General features: G+C 72.9%; 16 protein-coding genes. 4 read left to right on the top strand and 12 right to left on the bottom strand.

The features are described from left to right. The 3 genes from AC5WRT_RS36200 to AC5WRT_RS36190 are packed head-to-tail and all read left to right on the top strand — an operon-like array spanning position 1 to position 3,484. Entirely contained in the window at positions 1 to 1,134 is a 1,134-nt protein-coding gene (locus AC5WRT_RS36200) for an acyl-CoA dehydrogenase family protein (protein ID WP_496100981.1), read from the top strand. Positions 1,135 to 1,178: 44 nt separating this feature from the next. Continuing rightward, a complete protein-coding gene (locus tag AC5WRT_RS36195; protein WP_496098595.1) occupies positions 1,179 to 1,943 on the top strand; it encodes a TauD/TfdA family dioxygenase in 765 nt (254 codons plus the stop codon). Positions 1,944 to 1,990: 47 nt separating this feature from the next. Next, positions 1,991 to 3,484, top strand: coding sequence for an MFS transporter (locus tag AC5WRT_RS36190; RefSeq protein ID WP_496098594.1), 1,494 nt, complete (start codon positions 1,991 to 1,993; stop codon positions 3,482 to 3,484). Here the strand turns inward: AC5WRT_RS36190 and AC5WRT_RS36185 are convergent. Then, a complete protein-coding gene (locus tag AC5WRT_RS36185; RefSeq protein ID WP_496098717.1) occupies positions 3,481 to 3,942 on the bottom strand; it encodes a nuclear transport factor 2 family protein in 462 nt (153 codons plus the stop codon). The two genes, AC5WRT_RS36190 and AC5WRT_RS36185, sit on opposite strands and share 4 nt — an antisense overlap. 240 nt (positions 3,943 to 4,182) lie before the next feature. Here AC5WRT_RS36185 and AC5WRT_RS36180 point away from each other — a divergent pair, with 240 nt between their 5' ends. Next, entirely contained in the window at positions 4,183 to 6,429 is a 2,247-nt protein-coding gene (locus AC5WRT_RS36180) for an MMPL family transporter (protein ID WP_496098716.1), read from the top strand. Between the two features lie 547 nt (positions 6,430 to 6,976). On the opposite strand, the gene AC5WRT_RS36175 is transcribed toward AC5WRT_RS36180, so the two are convergent. The 11 genes from AC5WRT_RS36175 to AC5WRT_RS36125 form a co-directional block, all read right to left on the bottom strand. Further along, on the bottom strand, positions 6,977 to 8,248 hold the full coding sequence (locus AC5WRT_RS36175) for an MFS transporter (RefSeq protein WP_496098715.1): 1,272 nt from the start codon (positions 8,246 to 8,248) through the stop codon (positions 6,977 to 6,979). A gap of 66 nt (positions 8,249 to 8,314) precedes the next feature. Then, the gene (locus AC5WRT_RS36170; protein WP_496098714.1) at positions 8,315 to 9,631 is read right to left on the bottom strand and encodes a M16 family metallopeptidase; all 1,317 of its coding nucleotides are present in this window, start codon (positions 9,629 to 9,631) and stop codon (positions 8,315 to 8,317) included. Next, positions 9,628 to 10,938: a M16 family metallopeptidase gene (locus AC5WRT_RS36165; protein WP_496098713.1), complete on the bottom strand. Its 1,311-nt coding sequence runs from the start codon at positions 10,936 to 10,938 to the stop codon at positions 9,628 to 9,630. The genes AC5WRT_RS36170 and AC5WRT_RS36165 overlap by 4 nt, the downstream gene beginning before the upstream one ends. Beyond that, entirely contained in the window at positions 10,935 to 11,477 is a 543-nt protein-coding gene (locus AC5WRT_RS36160; protein WP_496098712.1) for a GNAT family N-acetyltransferase, read from the bottom strand. Before AC5WRT_RS36160 ends, AC5WRT_RS36165 begins: the two co-directional genes overlap by 4 nt. Continuing rightward, positions 11,474 to 12,394: an AAC(3) family N-acetyltransferase gene (locus AC5WRT_RS36155; RefSeq protein WP_496098711.1), complete on the bottom strand. Its 921-nt coding sequence runs from the start codon at positions 12,392 to 12,394 to the stop codon at positions 11,474 to 11,476. Before AC5WRT_RS36155 ends, AC5WRT_RS36160 begins: the two co-directional genes overlap by 4 nt. Next, complete coding sequence (locus AC5WRT_RS36150; protein WP_496098710.1) at positions 12,391 to 14,334, bottom strand: S9 family peptidase; 1,944 nt, start codon at positions 14,332 to 14,334, stop codon at positions 12,391 to 12,393. Before AC5WRT_RS36150 ends, AC5WRT_RS36155 begins: the two co-directional genes overlap by 4 nt. Further along, on the bottom strand, positions 14,331 to 15,608 hold the full coding sequence (locus AC5WRT_RS36145) for a TfuA-like protein (RefSeq protein ID WP_496098709.1): 1,278 nt from the start codon (positions 15,606 to 15,608) through the stop codon (positions 14,331 to 14,333). Before AC5WRT_RS36145 ends, AC5WRT_RS36150 begins: the two co-directional genes overlap by 4 nt. Beyond that, positions 15,605 to 16,798: a YcaO-like family protein gene (locus tag AC5WRT_RS36140; RefSeq protein ID WP_496098708.1), complete on the bottom strand. Its 1,194-nt coding sequence runs from the start codon at positions 16,796 to 16,798 to the stop codon at positions 15,605 to 15,607. The genes AC5WRT_RS36145 and AC5WRT_RS36140 overlap by 4 nt, the downstream gene beginning before the upstream one ends. Further along, positions 16,795 to 17,730 (bottom strand): JmjC domain-containing protein, encoded by a 936-nt coding sequence (locus AC5WRT_RS36135; RefSeq protein WP_496098707.1) that lies wholly within the window; start codon positions 17,728 to 17,730, stop codon positions 16,795 to 16,797. The genes AC5WRT_RS36140 and AC5WRT_RS36135 overlap by 4 nt, the downstream gene beginning before the upstream one ends. Continuing rightward, positions 17,730 to 18,596 carry a JmjC domain-containing protein gene (locus AC5WRT_RS36130; protein WP_496100980.1) on the bottom strand — a complete coding sequence of 289 codons (867 nt, stop codon included), beginning with the start codon at positions 18,594 to 18,596 and terminating at the stop codon, positions 17,730 to 17,732. The genes AC5WRT_RS36135 and AC5WRT_RS36130 overlap by 1 nt, the downstream gene beginning before the upstream one ends. Positions 18,597 to 18,669: 73 nt before the next feature. Beyond that, the gene (locus AC5WRT_RS36125; protein ID WP_496098705.1) at positions 18,670 to 18,846 is read right to left on the bottom strand and encodes a hypothetical protein; all 177 of its coding nucleotides are present in this window, start codon (positions 18,844 to 18,846) and stop codon (positions 18,670 to 18,672) included. Between the last annotated feature and the right edge of the window lie 121 nt (positions 18,847 to 18,967).

Here is an 18,967-nt window from a genome sequence, read left to right as displayed (position 1 = left end):
ATGAGGACGACCGGATTCTCGTCGCTCGTCGAACAGGCCGGGGAGATCGCCGAGTTGGCGAGTCGGCGGGCCGAGAAGGCCGAGGCCGCCCGCACGCCGGACCTCGACGTCGTCGACGCGCTGGTCGCCGCCGGGGCCGCACGCCACTTCGTACCGACCTCGCTCGGCGGCTCCGGCGGCACGTTCGTGGAACTGCAGCAGGCAGCCGTCGTCATCGGCGCGCAGTGCCCGGCGACCGCCTGGTGCACAGTGGTGGCAGGACTGATGACCCGCGCGGCGAACTACCTGCCGTCGGCGGGACGGCAGCGACTGTGGGCGGACGGGCCGGACACCCTCGTCGTCGGTGGCGTCACGCCCCGGGGCACCGCGGCTCCGACGGCCGGTGGCTGGCTCCTCTCGGGATCCTGGCCGGCGGTGTCCTCGTCGGAGCGGGCCCACTGGTTCCTCCTGGTTGCCGCCGTGGCGGGGTCGGGCGTGCCCGAGCAGCGGGCGTACCTGGTGCCGTGTGCCGAGGTCTGCGTCGAGCGGACCTGGGACGACGTCGGGATGCAGGCGACCGGCAGCCACACGGCGGTCGTCGAACAGGTCTTCGTCCCGGACGCGATGACGTTCCCGGCCGGCCTCCTCACCGAGGTGGACGCTCCCCCGGCCGGTCCGGACGGCCGCGCGGTGCCGCTGCCGGCCGTGAACACGTTCATGTTCTGTCTGCCGATGCTCGGCGCCGCCCACGGCGCACTGCGGCACTGGAAACAGCTGGCCGGGGCGAAACTGCGGGGGCGCCCGGGTGCGTACGACCCGGTGGTCGCCCACTGCGCGGATGTGCTCGCGCGCAGTTCCAGTGAGATCGACGCGGCCGGACTGCTCCTCGACCGCATCGCGCGCGTCATCGACACCGCGCCGACCATCGGCCGCCAGGACGTGGCGCGCCATCAGCGGGACTGCGCCTTCGCCTCCGAGCTGCTGGTGCGCGCGGTGGACCGGCTCATGAGTGCTTCCGGCACCGCTGGGCACAGCACCGGCTCGCCCCTCCAGCGGCTGTGGCGCGACATTCACACCGCGAGCTCGCACGCGACGCTCCAGTTCGGCACGGCGGCGGCCACCTACGCCCGGGCGGAGCTCACCCCGGGCCACTGAGCCGCACCTGATGCCCCGTCACCGACGAACGAGAAGACCGGAACATGGACTTGGCCACCGACATGCGGCGCTCGGCCGCCGACGCCCGCTGCGCCCGCAGGGCGACCTCACCGTACCTGGAGAAGCTGGAGCGACACGGCTTCGTCGTCCTGGAGCCCGAGGATCCGGATCCGATGCCCCTGGAGGACATCATGGCGCCGCTCGGCGTGGCGGTGTCGTACGAGTTCGGCACGCAGCTCATCCAGGAGCAGCGGCCCGGGACCGACAATTCGCAGTTCCGGACCGGTGCCATACCGATGCACGTCGACGCGCTTCTGAACGCGAACAGGGTCAGCTACATCGGGCTGGAGTGCCTCGAAGCCCCGGACGAGGGCGGCGAGACGCTGATCGCCGGCAGCCGCGCGTTCTTCGCGACGGCTCCCGCGGCCCTCGTGGACACCCTGCGCGGAATCCGGATCGAGTACTGGTCCAGGGTCTCGGGCTTCTACGTGGAGCGGCCCGACGGCAACCCGGTCGTGGCACCGGTGCAGGTGGACCCGGTCACGGGCGGGGACACGCTCTGGGTCGGGCTCGACCATCCGGAGGATCCGGAACGCAACTACGGCGCTGCCGTGGTCGGCCACACCAAGGAGCAGAGTCTCGAACTGTTCGCCGCGCTCGACCGGTCGTTGCGTCTCCCCGAGGTGACGTACGCACACCGGTGGCGACCCGGGCAGGTTCTGGTCATGGACAACCGGCGGGTCCTGCACGCGCGCGAGGCCTACCCCGTCGGCTCCCCCAGAAAGCTGCGGCGCATCTCGGTCAGCTGACGCGCCGGTCCGCCCGGTCGCTGGTTCCGCCCCCTCCAGGAGTCCCCATGTCTGATGTCGCAGCCCTCCCGGTCGTCGAGGCCGGCGAGGACGGTCGCCCCCTTCGCCCCGGCGTCGTGCTGGCCATCCTGCTCAGCTGCCAGTTGTTGATCGTCCTCGACGTCACGGTCATGAACGTCGTGCTGCCACGCATTCGGACCGACCTGAACTTCACTCCGACCGGTCTGCCCTGGGTCCTCGACGCGTACACCCTCGCGTTCGGCGGGCTGTTGCTGGTCAGCGGCCGCGCGGGTGATCTGTTCGGCCGACGGCGGCTGTTCGTCACCGGCGTCGCGCTGTTCACCGCGGCGTCGTTGGCCGGGGGCCTCGCCCAGTCGGCCGGCTGGCTGCTGGCCGCCCGGGTCGCCCAGGGCGCCGGCGCCGCCATGGCCGGACCGAACGCGCTGGCGCTGCTGAACACGGTCTTCACCGAGCCGAGGGCCCGGGTGCGCGCACTGGCGCTGTACTCGGGAATGGCGAGCGCCGGATTCGCGCTCGGCCTGATCCTCGGTGGCCTGTTGGCCCAGTGGTTCGGCTGGCGGGCCGTACTGTTCATCAACGTTCCCCTGGGCGCACCGGCGCTCGTGCTGGCCAGGCGATACCTGCCGGTTCTGCCCAGGCGGGAGGCGCGGTTGGATCTGCTGGGTGCGTTGACCGCGACGGGCGGGGTCGCCGCCCTGGTGTTCGGCCTGATCCGGGCTGCGGTGCATGGATGGGGCGAGGTGACGATCGGTCTCTCGCTCCTCGCGGGCGCCGCGCTGATCGTCGTCTTCCTCCTCGTCGAGAGACGGGCGGTGCAGCCCCTGCTGCCGCTGGTGCTGTTCGCCGACCGCAATCGCGCGGCCGCGTACACCAATGTGTTCGTCGGCTACATGGCGAGCATGTCGATGTTGTTCTTCCTGTCCCTGTACCTGCAGGACGTCCGCCGAGCAGGCCCGCTGGCGACGGGGTTCGCGTTCCTGCCGACAGCCGTCCTGATGTTCGCGATGATCCGGCTGGTGCCACGGCTGTTGCCGCGATTCGGGCCGAAGGCGGTGACCATGACCGGCACCGCGCTGCTGCTCGCCGGGCTCGTCCTGCTGACCCGGCTGACCCCCGGCACCGACTACTTCCCCCTCGTGTTCTCGGCGACCGTGCTGACGGGGTGCGGCACCGGCCTCGGGCTGATGCCGCTGAGCGTGATCGTCATGGCTGACGTGCCGTCCCGCTCGGCGGGGGCCGCCGGCGGGGCGCTGCAGACCGTTCAGCAGACAGGTGTCACGCTCGGCCTGGCGATCCTGACCACGGTGTTCGGGGCGTACTGCCGGGCCGTGACCGGTACGAAGGAAGCCCTCACCGACGGCATCACCGCCGCATTCGCCGGCGCCGCCGTCATGGCCGCGCTGGCGTTGGCGGGGACCTTCGCCTTCCGCTCCTCGAAAGCAGCAGAAGGTGAGGAGCAGCGGCCGCAGGTACGGCGCTTTTCCGGCACGGGCCGGACGGGGGGACGGGGCGCCGCCTAGGCCAGGTCGTCGCGGGTGACCCGGCGGTGCGCGATGCGCCACCCGCCGGGGGTGCGGACCAGGACGTCCTCCATGACGTAGACGTACAGGACCTTGGCCTCACCCCCGCTTTGCGCGAGGCACACCAGGGCCGAGCAGCGGGTGTGCAGCGTCCCGTCCGCCTGGGGATGCACGTCGAGCATGCCGACCCAGTGGTTGATGTGGCTGCCGGCCCGCCGCTGCCGCGCGGCGCCGGCGCGCACGTAGTGGGCGAGCACGTCGCGCACGGGCAACGGCTCGGACGAGGAAGGCAGTTCGAAGACGGCGTCCTCGGTGAAGGTGGCGGCCCAGCGCTCGGTGTCGTGTGTGTCAAGGATCTGCACCTGGTGCCCGTAGAACTGCTGGGCCTCCGCGTACAGGGCGGCGAACTTCTGGCTCTGAAGCGTGCGTTCGGCGGTTCCCGCCAGCTCGACGTTCATGATCTCGGCCTCCGCCTCCATGGAATCCGAACTCGGTACGGAAAGTCTCCGAGGCCCCGCTCGAGCTTCTTTCAAATGCGCCTCAAGTGCTCCTGGCCACGCTGTACACCGCGGGGACACGACTGCCTCGACCCCACGGACGTCGTGATCCCGCAGGCCCCTTGGACATGACCGGTGACCGGTCCCGGCAGCACCACCCATCCCCTCACAATCCGCTCAAGAGCAGGAGTCCGTACGCCCATGGCCACCTTCCTCTCCTCAGTGGGCCGCTTCGCCTTCCGGCGACGCGGCCTCGTGACCCTGCTGTGGCTCGCCGTCCTCGTCGGAGTCGGCGTCGCCGCCTCGTCCGCGCCCGCGCCGCCCGCCGACACGTTCTCCATGCCGGGCACCGAGTCGCAGAAGGCCTTCGATCTGCTCAAGGAGAAGTTCCCGGCGGCCAACGCGAGCGGCGCCACCGCCCGGGTGGTGCTGCGCGCACCGCAGGGCCGCAAGCTGGCCGACCCGGAGGAGAAGGCCGAGGTCGAGGACCTGGTCGCCCGGCTCGGCAAGGCGCCCGGCGTGGTGGCCGTGACCGACCCGTTCAAGGCGAACGCCGTCAGCAGGGACGGCACCACCGGCTACGCGATCGCCACCTACAGGGTCGCCGCCACCAAGCTGGACGACAAGGCGCACAACGCCCTCACCGACGCCCTCGACCACTCCCGCAAGGGCGGCCTGACCGTCGAGGCGGGCGGTGACGCGGTCAAGCTGGACGCGGGCTCGGGCGGCGGCACCGAGGGCGTGGGCATCCTGATCTCCGCCCTCGTCCTGGTCCTCACCTTCGGCTCGATGATCGCCGCGGGCATGCCCCTGGTGACCGCGCTCGTCGGCGTCGCCATCGGCACCTCCGCGATCACCGCGCTCGGCTCCACCCTGGGCCTGTCGAGCACCACCACCACGCTGGCGATGATGCTCGGACTCGCCGTCGGCATCGACTACGCGCTGTTCGTCATCTCCCGCTACCGCTCCGAGCTGTCCGAGGGCCGCGAGCGCCAGGACGCCGCCGCGCGTGCCGTCGGCACCGCCGGCACCGCCGTCGTCTTCGCGGGGCTCACCGTGATCATCGCCCTGGCGGGCCTCGCCGTCGTCAACGTGCCGATGCTCACCAAGATGGGCCTGACCGCGGCCGGCACGGTCGCCGTCGCGGTCCTCGTCGCCCTCACCTTCGTCCCCGCCCTGCTCGGTTTCGCACCGGTCAAGGTCATGCCCCGCGCCGAGCGCAACCGCTTCTACGGCAAGCCGCTGAGCGCCCGTCAGCAGCGCAAGGCGGACAGGCGGGCCGCGCGCGTGAAGCCGAACCTCGGCAGCCGCTGGGCCGCGTTCGTCGTCCGCCGCCCCCTGGCCGTCCTGCTGGTCGGTGTCGCGGGGCTCGGCGCGCTCGCCGTCCCGGCGGCCGACATGCAGCTCGGTCTGCCGAGCGAGGGCACGTACGCCAAGGACACCACCCAGCGCAAGGCGTACGACATGCTGTCCGAGTCCTTCGGGGCCGGTTTCAACGGCCCGCTGACCATCACGGTCCAGGGCACGGACACGGCCGGCGCGGCGGCCCGGGTCGGCAAGCAGCTCGCCGGGCTCAAGAACGTCGCGGTGGTCAGCCCCGCGACCACCAACCCCAAGGGTGACACGGCGATCATCACCGTCGTACCGAAGACCGGCCCTCAGGACCACGCCACCGAGGAACTGGTCCGGACGATCCGCGGCATGAAGGCGGACTTCCGTTCCGCCGACGGCGCCTCCGTCCTGGTCACCGGCCAGACCGCCCTCTACATCGACTTCTCCAAGACCCTCGACGACGCCCTGATGCCCTACCTGGGTCTGGTCGTCGGCCTCGCCTTCCTCCTGCTGATGCTGGCCTTCCGCTCCGTCCTCGTCCCGCTCAAGGCGGCCCTGGGCTTCCTGCTCTCGGTCGGCGCGGCGCTCGGCGCGGTCGTCGCGGTCTTCCAGTGGGGCTGGCTCGCCAGGAGCTTCGGCATCCAGCAGCAGGGCCAGATCATGAGCACGCTGCCCATCTTCATGATCGGCGTGGTCTTCGGTCTCGCGATGGACTACGAGGTCTTCCTCGTCACCCGGATGCGGGAGGCGTACGTCCACGGGGCGAGCCCCTCCGACGCGGTGGTCTCCGGCTTCCGCTACGGCGGCCGGGTCGTCACCGCCGCCGCGATCATCATGACCAGCGTGTTCTCCAGCTTCATCCTGGACACGAACGACTTCGTGAAGATGATGGGCTTCAGCCTCGCCGCCGCCGTCCTCTTCGACGCCTTCGTGGTCCGCATGGCCCTGGTCCCGGCCCTGTTCGCCCTGCTCGGCAAGTCCGCCTGGTGGCTGCCGCGCCGGCTGGACCGGCTGCTGCCGAACATGGACGTGGAGGGCGAGAAGCTCACCCGCTCCCCGGCCACCGCCCCGATCCCCGCTCCTCGTCGGGAGCAGGAGCCCCTCTACACGGCCTGACCGTCCGACCCCTGACCGGCCGGTCCGTGATTCCCCCGTCCGGACCGGCGGGTGGCCACCGTCGGCCCGAGTGCCTCACCGCACCGGGCCGACGGTGGCCGTCTCTTCTGCCGCAGGTCCGTGGACGCCTGCGCCATTCGGGGCAGACCCTGGTCGGTTCACCGGCGCGGCGACGGGCCGGGTTCCGGCTCCTGCCGACTCTCCCGGTACACACGCCGACGTTCTCTCTCCCCCCGGCCGGGCCGAACCGGTCCACCACCTGACTCACCGGGACGCTCCAGGTGGGGGGGCCGATGCCCTTCGGCCCGCTCATGAGACCGGAGCAGGTGGGGACCGCCGACCTCGTCGGCGCCGGCGAACGCACGAGGGCACGGCCGCCCGGCACCGGCGCCATGGTGACGCGTCGGCGGAAGCACCAAAGGTGCCCCCGGCCACGCGCCCCCGGCCGCGGTCCCGCACCGTACGCGAAGGGCGTCGGTGCGTGCGTCTTCCGCACGCACCGACGCCGGTTCAGTGCCTGCCCTCGCCGGTGCCGGGGGGGCACCGGTCAGGCGGTTGCCCGGGACTGGGGCGCGGGCTCGGGGTCCGCCGTCTGTTCGGGGCGTTCCGTCGGCAGGTTGCGGCGGGCCCGCTCGACCGACGGGCCGATCGCCGCCGTGCCGGCCAGGAAGAGGGCGGCCAGGGCCAGCCAGCCCAGCGAGTCGTGGCCGACGACCAGAAAGGCGACCAGGGCGGGCCCGAGGGTGGCCTGGACGACCACGTGCAGGTGGAAGGCGCCCAGATATTCGCCGCGTGCCTGCTCCGGGGCCAGACCGAAGCCGAGGCCGAAGCCGCTGGCCGACTGCCACAGTTCGGCGAGGGTGAACAGCAGGACCGCGGCGAGCGCGATCGCGCCGGTGCCCCAGGATCCGGTGAACCGTCCCGCTGCCAGGGCGGCGCAGGCCAGCACGCTCACCAGCCCCGCCCTGCGGGCCGCGCCGACGGCGCCGTCCAGGTTCTCCGAACCGCGCGCGGCCGCCACCTGGAAGAGGACCACCAGGACCGTGTTGACGGCGAGGATCAACGGGACGACACCGTGCGGGAGATGGGTGTTCCTGACAATCCACAGCGGTATGCCGGCGAGCAGCACGGCGCTGTGCAGGGCGAGCAGACTGGAGGAGCCGATGACGCTGAGGAAGGGCAGGTCGCGCAGGACGCGGAAGGGTTTGCCGCCGTCGGCGGCGGCCCGCGCGTCGGTCGCGGGCAGCTTCAGCACCAGAGCGGACGCCACCAGGAAGGTCAGGCCGTTGCCGAGCGGCAGCAGGCCGAGGGTGTCCTTGCCCAGCGAGATCAGCGCGGCCGCCGCCAGCGCGCCGCCCGAGAAGCCGGCGTTGAACAGGGAGCGCAGCGCCGCACGCGCGGCGACGCGTTCGCCCTCCGGGACCAGTTCGGCGATCAGAGCACCGAAGGCCGGTCCGCAGCCGTATTCCAGCGCGCCGGTCAGGACGACCACCGGGAAGTAGACGGCGGGTGAGTGTACGGCCGGGTAGAGAGCGTAGGCACCGGCCAGGAGCAGCAGGAGGACGGCGAGCAGACGCCGGGCGCCCGTCCTGTCGGCCAGCCGGCCGAAAACGAGGCTCGCTATGAAACCGCTGAGACCGGCGAGCGAGAGGCCGAGGCCGACGACGGTTGCGGGCAGGCCGGCCACGGTGACGAAGTAGACCGCGGAGCCGGCCATGAACAGGCCGTTGCCGAGGCTGTCGACGAAGTGCAGCGCACCGAGCGTCCTGGCCGGTCCGCGCAGTGACGAGAACGTGCGCTGGATGAACGTTTTCACCATGGTGGGTCCCATCGTCGTCGGTCCGTGTGGGTGCGGGGCGGCCTGGTCCGGCCCTCGGCCCTTCGCTCAGGTGCCGTCCGGTGCGGTGGGCGGCAGTCCGGGAATCCAGGTGGGGGCGACCACCACCCCGGTCAGGCCGGGCGAGGCCAGGTGGGTGGCGGCAGCGCGAGACACGTCCGCCGCGGTCAGGGCGCGCAGCCGGTCCTCGTAGCCGGCCAGCCAGCTCGAGGGCAGGCCGCTCGCGAGCACCGCGGCGTACGTCGAGGCCAGTCCGGACCGGGAGGAGCAGGCCATCGCCATGGAACCGACGGCGTAGTTCTGGGCGTTGCGCAGTTCCTGTGCGGTGAAGGCGCCGGCCGCCAGACGTTCCGTCTCCTCGGCGACGAGGGTGAGGGCGCGGACGGCGCCGTCGTGCCGTACGTCGGCCTCCACGGTCAGCACGGCCTGGTGGCCCAGGGGATCGAGGACGGCGCGCGGTGCGTAGGCGAGGCCCTCGCGCTCGCGCAGGACGAGGGTGAGGCGGCTGGCGTAGTAGCCGCCGAGCATGAGCGCGGCCAACTGCAGTGCGGGGTAGTCGTCGTGACCCCGGCCGGGTACCAGGGCGCCCAGGCGGAGAAGGGTCTGCGGGGTGGCGGGGTGAAGCAGGGTGCGGCGCCGGCGGGAGGCGGGCGTCGGCGGCCGGGGTGCGTCACCGGTCGGCGCGCCGGCCTCATCGCGCGGGACACCGCTCGCCCGGGGCAGCAGTGCAGTCGCCTGGGCCAGGAGCTCTTCCACCGGATTCGGACCGACGACGACGCTGCGGCGGCGGCCCGGGAGGGCGCTGTGCAACAGGGTCGCGGTGTGCGGGCCTTCGACGCCGGCCGTCTGGGCGGCGGTCGCCGCATGGCCGTAGGGGTGGGGGCCGTAGGCGGCGGCGAGGAAGCCGGTGCGGGCGAGGAAAGCTGGCGCGGGTTCGGCAGCAGCCAGCCGTCGGGCGACACGGTCGGCAGCCTCGCGCACCCGCCGGCCCTCGTACGGCCGGCCGGCGTCGAGGCAGTCGCGGATCCGGGCGCGGGTGGCGGCGAAGTCGTCGGCGAAGGTGCGTACGGCGACGACAGCCCGGTCGCTGCGCGCCTCCACCCGTACGGTCGCGAGGTCCGCGGCGGCCTCGGTGAGGGCGTCGCGCAGTGCCTCGGCCATCACCTCGACCCGGGTCTGGTGCGGTCCGGGCGCCGACGTCAGCGGGAACAGCAGCCTGGCTTCGGTCAGTTCACCGGTCCCGGCGCGGCGAACGGCCACGGCCGTACCGCGGCCCGTGGTCTGTTCGCTGTGCGCGGGGGCGGTGAAACGGGGGGTGGACGCGGCTTCCGCGGGAGCGGGCGGGGACGCGGCGGGGGCGGTCATGATGCGGCTCCTGTCGCGGCGGGCGTGACCGTGGCGGTGGAGGGTGCTGTCGGGGCCGGGCGGCTGGTGAGCCGGGCGGCGGGGGCCGCCGCGTAGCGGGCGGCCGCGGCGGCCACCTCGGTGTCGGACAGCCGCTGCAGGGCGTCCGGCAGGGCGGCCAGGTGGAGCGGATCGCGATGGACGGCGGCGCCGACGCACAGCCAGGACGCCTGGCTCGCCACGGAGTCCAGCTCCGCGTGCAGCGCGAGGGCAAGCTGTCTGCGGATGCGGGCCAGGGGCTCGGTGAGCCGCACAGTGCCGTCGGCGACGCGGCCGAGGACGGACCGCAGGCACTGTTCGGCCTCCTCGGGCTCGGCGTCCACCGGGTGCGGGAAGTCCACGGCGAACAGCGCGTCTCGGGCGACGTCGAAGGGGTTGCCGGTGCGGTGGGCCCGAGCCCGGAACGCGCCCCAGGTACGCCGGGTGCCGGGGTGGCAGGCGCAGTCGGTGCCCAGTGTGTCCAGCAGCTCGCCGAGCAGCACGGCGGCGAGGTGGGCGTCCGGTTCGGCGGCCGGGTCCGGGGTGCGGAAGCCGAGCGCGGTGCGCGCGGTGCGCGCGATCCGTTCGGGGCGCAGCGCCCAGCGGGGCGCGGTGAGCGGGGCCTCTGGGACGTGGGGGTGAGGTCGGCCGGTGCGTGGGGGCACCGGGGACAGGCGGTGCTCCACCAGGTCGCGGGCGTGCCGGGGGTCGAAGTCGCCGACGAGGGCGAGGTGAACGTTGCCGGGCGCGTAGGAATCCTCGAAGAAGCGGCCCAGTTCGGCGGGACCGAGGTCTTCCAGGGCGTCGATGTCGCCGTATCCGTTGTGCCGGTTCTCCCAGCTGTCGTGCAGCAGGGCGGGCAGGTCGAACAGGACCAGCCCGCCGTGTGGGCGTTGCAGCATGTTGCGGCGTATCTCGGCCTGGACGACGGCGATCTGCGCCGTGACGTGACCGGGGCCGAGGTCGGGGTCGGTGAGCCGGTCGTGCTCGATGCGCAGACCCAGGTCGAGCGCCCCGGCCGGGAGGATGGCGGTGTACTGGGTGTAGTCGGCCGCGGTACGCGCGTTCATGGTGCCGCCGGTGGCGGCCACCGCGTCGGTGAGCGGCCTGCTGCTGGAGGCGCCTTGGGCCAGGACGTGCTCCAGCAGGTGCGCGGCGCCCGCCACCGGCTCGTTGCGGAATCCTGTGCCGACGTGCAGGCAGGTGGCGACGACCTGGCAGCCGGGCAACGGTTGCAGCAGGACGCGCAGGCCGTTGTCGAGGCGCAGGATGGTCGGCTGCGAGGTCATTCGGGCTCCTCGTCCCACAGGGGTGTGTCGGTGCGCAGCACCGAGTACAGAACCTGGTCGTGCCAGCGGCCGGCCCGCCACTGAGCGGATCGCACGGTGCCCTCGCGGGTGAAGCCGGCCTTCTCCAGGGCTCGTTGCTCGGCGACGTTGGCGTGGTCGGTGAAGGCCTGGATGCGTTCGGCCCGTGTGTGGGCGAGGAGGTAGCGGACCAGCCGGCGCTGTGCGGCGGCGCCGGTGCCGCGGCCGCGGGCGGCGGGGAACAGTCCGATGGCGATGGTCCAGCAGGAGGAGGTGTCGGGGCGTCCCCAGGCGGAGGCGAACCACTCGACACGGCCCACGACGGCACCCGAAGCGGTGACGGTGAGCATGCCGCCCTCGCGGCCGAGCAGCCGGTCCTGGGCGAAGCGTTCGCGCAGCCGGTGCGGGGAGGTGAAGCCGAACCACTGGAAGGGACCGGTGCCGTCCTCGGTGGTGAACTCCCGCTCGAAGAGGTCGAGGTCACCGGAAGCAACGGGTCGTAGGGACACGTCGCTGGTCATGGGGTCCGCTCCCTTGCCGTCGGATCGGAGTGCGCCACGCCGAGCTGTCCGGCGGGTACCGAGGACTCGGCGTCCACCACGTCCCGCCAGCCGGGCGGGGGCACCCCCCGGCTCAGGTCACGGTGGTCGGCCAGCCAGCGGCAGGCGAACCGCACCAGGGGGCGCAGCGGTACGGCCCGGCAGAGCGCACCGCCGACGCGTGTGGTGGCGAGCGGGGCGTCCGCGGCTTCGTAGGCGGCACCGATGGCCTCGAAGTCTCCTTCCCACACGAGGAGTTCGGGCACCTCCAGCCAGCGGGTGCCGCCGTGTCCGTCCGGTTCCGGCACCGCCCACAGGCCGGCCCGCCGGCCCGGATAGGCGGTGGCGTACTCGGCGAGGTGGAGGGCGGTGCACTTCTCCCAGGGGGCGCCGAGCAGCAGCACGACGGCGTCGAGGTCCCACAGCCGGCCGAGCGGGCCGTGGGCGGCGAGCCGCCAGGATGCGGGGTGCTCGCGCACGATGTGGTCGGCGAGGGGGCCCTGGGCGGTGAAGGAGACGTGCGGGTGGCCGGAGCGGCGGGCGCCGGGCTGGGTTCTGAGCAGTTCGGGCAGCACGCCCATGGTGCGGGCGACGGGCGTGCGCCGCGGGTCGAACGGGGGCATCTGGGCCGCGATGTCCGGGTCGGCGGCGGCGCGGGCGAGGTCGGGCGCGCGCCAGGTGCGCGGATGGCACAGCTGGGGGGTGAAGGCGGGCATGACGAGGGTGCCCTCGGGGCCGACGGTGTCGCGCAGGGCGAGCAGGACGCTGTGGGCCCCTCCGACGACGTAGCCGAAGGAGCTGAGGGAGGTGTGGGCGATGACGAGGGCGCCGGGGCGGACACCGAGGCCGGCGAGGCCGTCGGCCACCGCGGATCTGGTGACGACGCGACGGCCCGTCATGAGTGCGCCTTCTCGGGGGAGTCGGTGACGGCCGGGGCGAGTTCGTCCGCGGTGGCCGACAGGACCCAGCGGTACCAGGCGCGGATGTTCCCGGGCCGGCTGAGGGGGTGTGCCTCGGAGCGGAAGAACGCGACCTCGCTGCGGACACCCTGGCGGGCGAGCGCGCGATGGGTGCGCAGGGTCTCCGTGGGCGGTACGAGTCCGTCGAGCAGCCCGTGCGAGAGCAGCACCCGGGTGCCGGGCCGAACGGCGCGCGGGGCGAGGCTGTTGAGCTGGTAGAGCGGGCGCCACTCGGTGGGGTCCCCGAACTCGCGTATCCACTGCCAGCCCACGTCGCTGCCCTCGGCGACCTGGGTGAGGTCGAGGGGGGCGGCGTGCGCGACGACCAGGTCGGGATTGAGCGAGTCGGCCGTGGTCAGGGCGAGGTAGCCGCCGAAGCTGCCGCCCATGAGGGCGAGCGGGGAGTCCAGCAGGCCTTCCACGGCGCGGACCGCCTCGACCTGGGCGGCGGCGCTGGCGGCGATTCCGCCGCGCCACTGGCGCCAGCCGGTGCGGATGGCGTCGGGATAGCCGAGGCTCAGCGGTGGTTCGACGAGGACGACGGCGAAGCCGCAGGCGACGAACGGCCACGGGTTCCACCGCCAGGACCATTCGCTCCAGCTCTGGAACGGGCCGCCGTGATAGAAGACGACAGTACCGTGGGGGCGGCCCTGGTCGGGCAGGCACACCCAGCTGGCGACGTCGCCTTCCATGCCGGGGATCCGCTGCGTCCGGTACTCGAGCCGGCCCGGCAGCGGTGACGCCTCGACGGACACGACGTGTTCGCCGGTGCCGGTGTGCAGTCCGGTCACCTCCAGGGCGGGCGGCGTGTCGGCGGCGGAGGTCAGGACGGCGGCCCGGCCGGCGTGGATCCGGGCGTTCATCACCGACGCCCGGGTGGGCACCGGCTTCCAGGTGCCGTGGTCCAGGTCGTGGACGTACAGGCCGCGGCGGGGCCCGGACTCGGCGGTGCACACCAGCCGGCGTGGCCCGTCCCAGCCGACCGGGCGCTGCCACAGGCCGTCCTCGGCTGCCAGCAGGACGGGCTGTCCCAACTCCTCGCCGACGAGGCAGGCGAACTGGGAGATGGGCTCGTTGTCGAGACGCGGTGTGGTCCCGAGGTAGGCGACCTGCCCGTCGGGGCCCTGTACGGGGTAGCAGAGGTCGACGGTGCCGGAGAACAGTTCCCGGGTCGCGTCACCGCCGTCGACGGCCAGGGAAAGCAGTCCGAAGTTGCGTATCCCGTGCCGGTGGTGGCGGTAGGCGCCGAGGAACAGCGTGGCCGATGTGGCCCAGGCCGCCTCGCCGGTGAGAGCGAGGTCCGCGGGGATGTCGGGGGTGAGCCTGCGCGGGGCGGTGCCGTCCAACGGTACGAGGTGGACCTGCCACTCTCCCTGCGGCTGTTTGGCATGGCTGAGCGTCATGTCCGAGCCCTCGGCCCACACGGCGTCGGAGCCTGCCAACAGACCCCCGGGGTGCTCTCCCGGCCCACCGAAGGTGCTGGTGGTCACGGCGATCCAGCCGCCGCCCGGCCGGGAGGCGAGGGCGCCGACCCGTCCCTGGGTGGCCAGCAAAACCTGTTCGGGGCCACCGTCGGCGGGGCGCAGTTCCACCAGGGTGCGCCCGTCGGCCCGGCGGACACACACGTATCCGCCGGGCACAGGCAGGGCCTGGGTTCCCCAGGACAGCGTCCAGGTGGATTCCCAGGTGCCGTCGGGGCGGCGCCGGTAGTGGACGAGGTGCGGGTGCTCGGCGCCGTGCCGGGTGGGGACGTCGACGCGCAGCAGCAGCCCGTCGTCGCCGTGCGCGGCGACCTCCGTGGGGCGCGGCTCCGTGCAGTGCGACTCGGCCAGGGCCATGCCCTCGGCGAGCCTGGTGGCGGTCGGTGCGGTGAGGGTCATCGGGCGACCGCCGGCGCGTGCAGGAGCCGCGCGATCAGGGCGAGGTCGAAAGCGCCGGCCAGCCGGGCGGCCTCCGCGGTGTCACGGAAGCCCCGCTCCAGCGCGCACAGCCGGTACTCGTGGTCCGAGTCGGCCTGCCACAACTGCCGCAGCAGGGCGTGCCGGTGTGCGGTGGGGAACGCCGGTGCGGAGGACGGCAGCAGCAGCTTCAGGCAGCGCTCTTCCAGTTCGTCCATGGTGCTGCCGGCGACGGCCTCGGCAGGCAGGTCCTGGTAGACGAGCCGGCCGGGCGGCAGGCGGAAGGTGCGGGCGAGCAGCCGATCGTCGGCGTCCCAGCCGGCGGTGGCCTCGGTTGCCCGGGCCAGCCGGGCGTAGGGGCGGGTGGCCGGGGCGAACCCGGCCGCACTGAGCAGCCGGCCGGCGGAACCGGTGCGGCCGATGGTGGTGGCGGCCAGACGGAGGGCGTAGGCACGGTGCCGCTCGGGGAAGTCCGCGGCGAACAGTTGCAGGCAGGCCAGGGCGAGCCGGGCACCGATGGCGGAGCCGGGCCTGAGCGGCCGGTGCTCGAAGTCCCATTCCCTGCCGTAGGAGCTGGACCAGACGTCGGCAGTGCCGGGCGCGGCCGGGGACGGCGGGACGGGACCGGCGGCCAGAGTGTCCAGGGCGTGCCGGGCGTCGCGGGTCTTGATGTCGCCGTGCCGGTTCAGGTGGTCCAGGAGCAGTTGCATGGCGTCGCGGTCGGGACCGGCCGCGTGGCGCAGGCCCGCGGCGGAGCGTTCGGTGAAGTGCAGCCGGGCGGCGGCCTCTTCGAGGCGGGCGGCCTGGCCGGTGTCCAGCTCCCCGGCGCGGATCAGTTCGGTGAGTCCGTGCCGGACGGACACCATCGCCTCCGTCAGCCGGCGGGCGCCCGCATGGTCGTCGGCGTGCAGTACGGCGACGTCCGCGTCGGCGACCAGACGTCCGGCACGGGCCTCGGCGTACACCTCTCCCACGCCCTGCATGCCGAATTCGGCCAGTTCGGCGGCGCGCAGCGCGCCCAAGCTGGCGGTACCGACGACGTGCACGCCGCGGGCGAGCTGGGCGAGGATCTCCTTGTGCCGGATGGGCGCGAAGTGCTGGTAGACGCCGTCCACGATCAGTACCTGGTCGCCGGGCCGCAGGCACAGGTCGAAGAGGTCGCCGTGCTTCACGGGCGGCCGGTACTCGAAACAGCCCGCGGGTCGCTGCTGTTCGGGCAGGGTCGGGCCGACGAAGGCGATGCGACGGGGGGTCACGCGAAGCTCCTGCTGCCGAGGGACTGCGGGCGGGGGTGCTGCAGGGCGAGCCCGAGTCCCGGAGCGAAGACCTGGACGACGGCGGGCCACGGCTGCCGTCCCGGGGTGAGGTCCACGGCGATCACCGGCCGGCCGGTGGTGCGGTGCACGGCGGTGACGAGTCCGTCCAGCACCTCGCCGAGTGATGCGGCTGACCGGGTCGCGGAGGGCATCGGTTCGGTGTGCCGGGGCCGGGGCCGGAGCCGGTCCGGTGGGGCGGCCAGGCGGCGGAAGGTCCACTCGGGGATGTCGTCGCGTCCGCCGCTGATGGTGGAGCCCCGGCTCTGGACAGCCTCCAACAGGGCCCGTTCGGCGGCGATCGCGGGGTCGGTGTGACAGCCGGACCCGGCGAAGATCTGCCACATCTCGGGCTGGGTGAGCCAGCAGGTGTACGCCCAGGTACCCGGCACGGACGGGATGCGCTCCAGGGCGACGTCGGCTCCGGCGGCACGGATCCGGGCGACCACCGCACCGAGTCTGTCGCCCACGGTGTCCAGGTCGGTGGCCACCGCGTCGCCCTCGCGCAGCCGGGCGAGGGCGTCTCGTTCGACGGCCTCCAGCAGTCCGTGGAGGGCGGCCTCGACGTGGTCGTTGCCCGAGGCCAGACCGTTGGTGGTGGTGACGAAGGTCGGGGGCTGCCAGCGGGCGGCGGCCCAGCCGCGCAGCCCGACGGCGGCCGACGGGACGAGGGCCGGCACGCCGGAGGCCAGATCCCAGCCCTCGGTCCATTCGAGCACGGTGCGGTCGTCGACCAGCGAGACAGGGTGCAGGGACAGTTCGTCGACCCCGTAGCCCGGGGCCAGCGTGCGGGCGGCGCCGCGGACGGCGCCCGCGGGCCTGGCCTGCTCGGCGACCGCGACCTCGAGGGACTCCATGACGGCCGAGATACGGGCGGCGGTGTGCGAGATGCCCTTGCCGGCGCTGGCGACCAGGGTGGCGGCAGCGGGCCGGATCGCCGTCCACACCGGTACGTCGAGGATGTCGAGGCCGGTGAGATCGGCGACCCGGGTGATGCCGCGGGCGGAAAGCTGCGGCGCGAGGCGGGCCCAGGTGTCGTCGAGGCCGGTGGTACGCAGGGTTCCCTCGATGACGGCTGCGGGCCCCCCGCCGCTCATCCAGGGGGCGCGGCGGGGCACCCGCAGCCCTGTCACCGGTGCTCCCTGCGAAGGGTGACGGCTGCCCGGGTCACGGCGTTCTCGTCGGCGCGGGCGAGGTGGGCGAGCAGGGCCTCGCGCAGCAGCTCGGTGCGCTGCTGGAGGGACTGCCGGTGGTGGTTGTCGTGCAGGTCCCGGAAGGCGGGGTCGCCGAGGAAGCCGGCGAGGAACACCTCGGCGAGGTTCTGCGCGGTGGGCTCCTCGATGGTGATGGCGATGTGGATGGAGTTGCCCTCGCGGGCGGTCGCGTAGTGCGGTGTGCCGTGCGGCATGTACAGCACGTCGCCCGGGCGCAGCGTCAGCTCCATGCGGCGGTCGTCCGGGATCGCGCCCTCGTGCAGGACCGAGTCGCCGGTGGAGGTCTCGTCGATACGCCCCACCACCCAGTCCTTGACGCCGGCGACCTGCAGGATGAAGACGTGCGCACCGTCGTAGTGGGCCTGCATCGCCGTCTTGCCGGGGGGGCTGAGGAAGACGAAGGACTCCAGTCCGCCGCTGAAGTACGGTTCCAGGGCCTTGACGAGGCTGCGGATGCGCGGGTGCCAGTGCTCGGCCTGGTTGAACTTGAAGGTGGCGCCGGCCGCGAAGTCCTCGCGGATCCGCTCGGGCTCGATGTAGCCGGGCAGTTCATGGCCCACGACCCTGCGCTTGCGGGTCATGTCGCTGATCGCGGTGCGTACGCCCTCGTTGAAGATGGTGAAGTAGGGGCGGGACAGCAGGCCGCACTCGACCTCGTCCCACATCTCCTGCTCGGTGACGAGCCGGGTGAGATCGCTGTGCGCGCGCAGCAGGACGGGCTGGTTCGCCCAGTGGTCGCGGAAGAAGACGTCGGTGTCGCCGACCAGGTGCTCCAGACAGGCCGGCATCATGTCGTGCCCGGCGTGCTCCGCCGGTGCGGCCTCACGGATCTCGGTGGTCGTGGTGGTCATCAGCCGATCGCCTCCCGCATCGTCTCGAGCGCCGTACGTGCCCAGCGGTCGCCGTCCAGCGTCTTGGCCCGTTCGGTCAGAGCCGAGCGGACCTCGCTGGTACGCGCCGCGAGCGGACGGGTGTGGAAGTGGTGGACGAGATTGTGTTCGTCGTCCAGGAACCGCCGCAGGAGCGCGTCGACCAGGTCCTCCGGAGTCGGCTCGGTGAGCGTGAACGTCAGGTGGAGGGAGTCGCCGCCGCAGGCGACTGCGTCGTGCGGCCAGCCGTGCGGCAGATACAGCACATCGCCCGGTTCGAGGGTGAAGACGTGGGTGGGCCGTGCGGCGTCGACGTCCAGGCCCGCCGAGGCGCCGACCTGGTCCGGCTCGGCGTACAGGTGCCACTCCTTGCGGCCTTCGAGCTGGATGGCGAGCACGTGGGCGGCGTCCCGGTGGGGGAGCATGCCGCGCGACTCCTCGGGCGTCCAGAAGACGTAGGAGTTGACCGCCACGGGGAGGATCTCCTCCAGCTGCCGCGCGATGTCGCGGGTGGGCCGGTGCCAGTCTCCCACCTGGTTGAGCTTGAGCGAGGCGCCGGCCGTCATGTGGCGGGCGATGGCACGGGGATCGGCGAATCCGGCGACCTTGTGTCCGATCACGTCCCGCTTCGTCGTGTACGACGACACCGTGGGCACCTCACCGTGCTTGAGCAGGGTGAAGTAGGGCCACTTGAGGAGGCTGGCGTCGAGCATGCGCCGGACGGTGTCCGACGTGAGCAGCGCCGAGGGGTCGACGGCCTGCTTCTCGACGCGGTGCGAAGCGCCCCAGGCGTCGTCTCCGAGGAGCCTGCCGGTCAGGGCGGCAGGCAGAGGAGTGGCTGCGGTCATGCGAATGCCAACCTTTCCGGTCCGGTGGCGCCCGGGAGCTGAGTGCTCCCGGGCGGCCCCCTGCTCGTGCTTGTCAGGCCTCGTTGATCTGGCTGAGGACGGTCATGGGGGCGTCCGCGGCCTCCTCGGTGTTGTTGAGGACAGCGGCCTTCTCCGGGTCGAGGACGCCCTCGCCCGCGAGGCGGGACTCAGTGGGCGAAGCGACGGCGTCGGTCTCGTTCAGGGACTGGAAAACGTCGCGCAGAGCCATGCGAAACCTCCTTGTGGGACCACTGCCGTTCAGTGGCCGTTCCTGCAGAAAACACGATCGGCCTCGGAATCCGCCTGGGCGGTCCTCGCAGCCCACTTGAACGCCGCCGACATGTGACGGC

It is taken from the genome of Streptomyces sp. NTD91, assembly GCF_059510455.1.
Note: the sequence above shows the minus strand (reverse complement) of the source record. Positions and strands in the feature narration are given on the sequence as shown.

Excerpts from the sequence above, each read along its gene's own strand:
- AC5WRT_RS36200 (WP_496100981.1), top strand. The coding sequence starts at position 1 with ATGAGGACGACCGGATTCTCGTCGCTCGTCGAACAGGCCGGGGAGATC.
- AC5WRT_RS36195 (WP_496098595.1), top strand. The coding sequence starts at position 1,179 with ATGGACTTGGCCACCGACATGCGGCGCTCGGCCGCCGACGCCCGCTGC.
- AC5WRT_RS36190 (WP_496098594.1), top strand. The coding sequence starts at position 1,991 with ATGTCTGATGTCGCAGCCCTCCCGGTCGTCGAGGCCGGCGAGGACGGT.
- AC5WRT_RS36185 (WP_496098717.1), bottom strand. The coding sequence starts at position 3,942 with ATGAACGTCGAGCTGGCGGGAACCGCCGAACGCACGCTTCAGAGCCAG.
- AC5WRT_RS36180 (WP_496098716.1), top strand. The coding sequence starts at position 4,183 with ATGGCCACCTTCCTCTCCTCAGTGGGCCGCTTCGCCTTCCGGCGACGC.
- AC5WRT_RS36175 (WP_496098715.1), bottom strand. The coding sequence starts at position 8,248 with ATGGTGAAAACGTTCATCCAGCGCACGTTCTCGTCACTGCGCGGACCG.
- AC5WRT_RS36170 (WP_496098714.1), bottom strand. The coding sequence starts at position 9,631 with ATGACCGCCCCCGCCGCGTCCCCGCCCGCTCCCGCGGAAGCCGCGTCC.
- AC5WRT_RS36165 (WP_496098713.1), bottom strand. The coding sequence starts at position 10,938 with ATGACCTCGCAGCCGACCATCCTGCGCCTCGACAACGGCCTGCGCGTC.
- AC5WRT_RS36160 (WP_496098712.1), bottom strand. The coding sequence starts at position 11,477 with ATGACCAGCGACGTGTCCCTACGACCCGTTGCTTCCGGTGACCTCGAC.
- AC5WRT_RS36155 (WP_496098711.1), bottom strand. The coding sequence starts at position 12,394 with ATGACGGGCCGTCGCGTCGTCACCAGATCCGCGGTGGCCGACGGCCTC.
- AC5WRT_RS36150 (WP_496098710.1), bottom strand. The coding sequence starts at position 14,334 with ATGACCCTCACCGCACCGACCGCCACCAGGCTCGCCGAGGGCATGGCC.
- AC5WRT_RS36135 (WP_496098707.1), bottom strand. The coding sequence starts at position 17,730 with ATGACCACCACGACCACCGAGATCCGTGAGGCCGCACCGGCGGAGCAC.
- AC5WRT_RS36130 (WP_496100980.1), bottom strand. The coding sequence starts at position 18,596 with ATGACCGCAGCCACTCCTCTGCCTGCCGCCCTGACCGGCAGGCTCCTC.
- AC5WRT_RS36125 (WP_496098705.1), bottom strand. The coding sequence starts at position 18,846 with ATGGCTCTGCGCGACGTTTTCCAGTCCCTGAACGAGACCGACGCCGTC.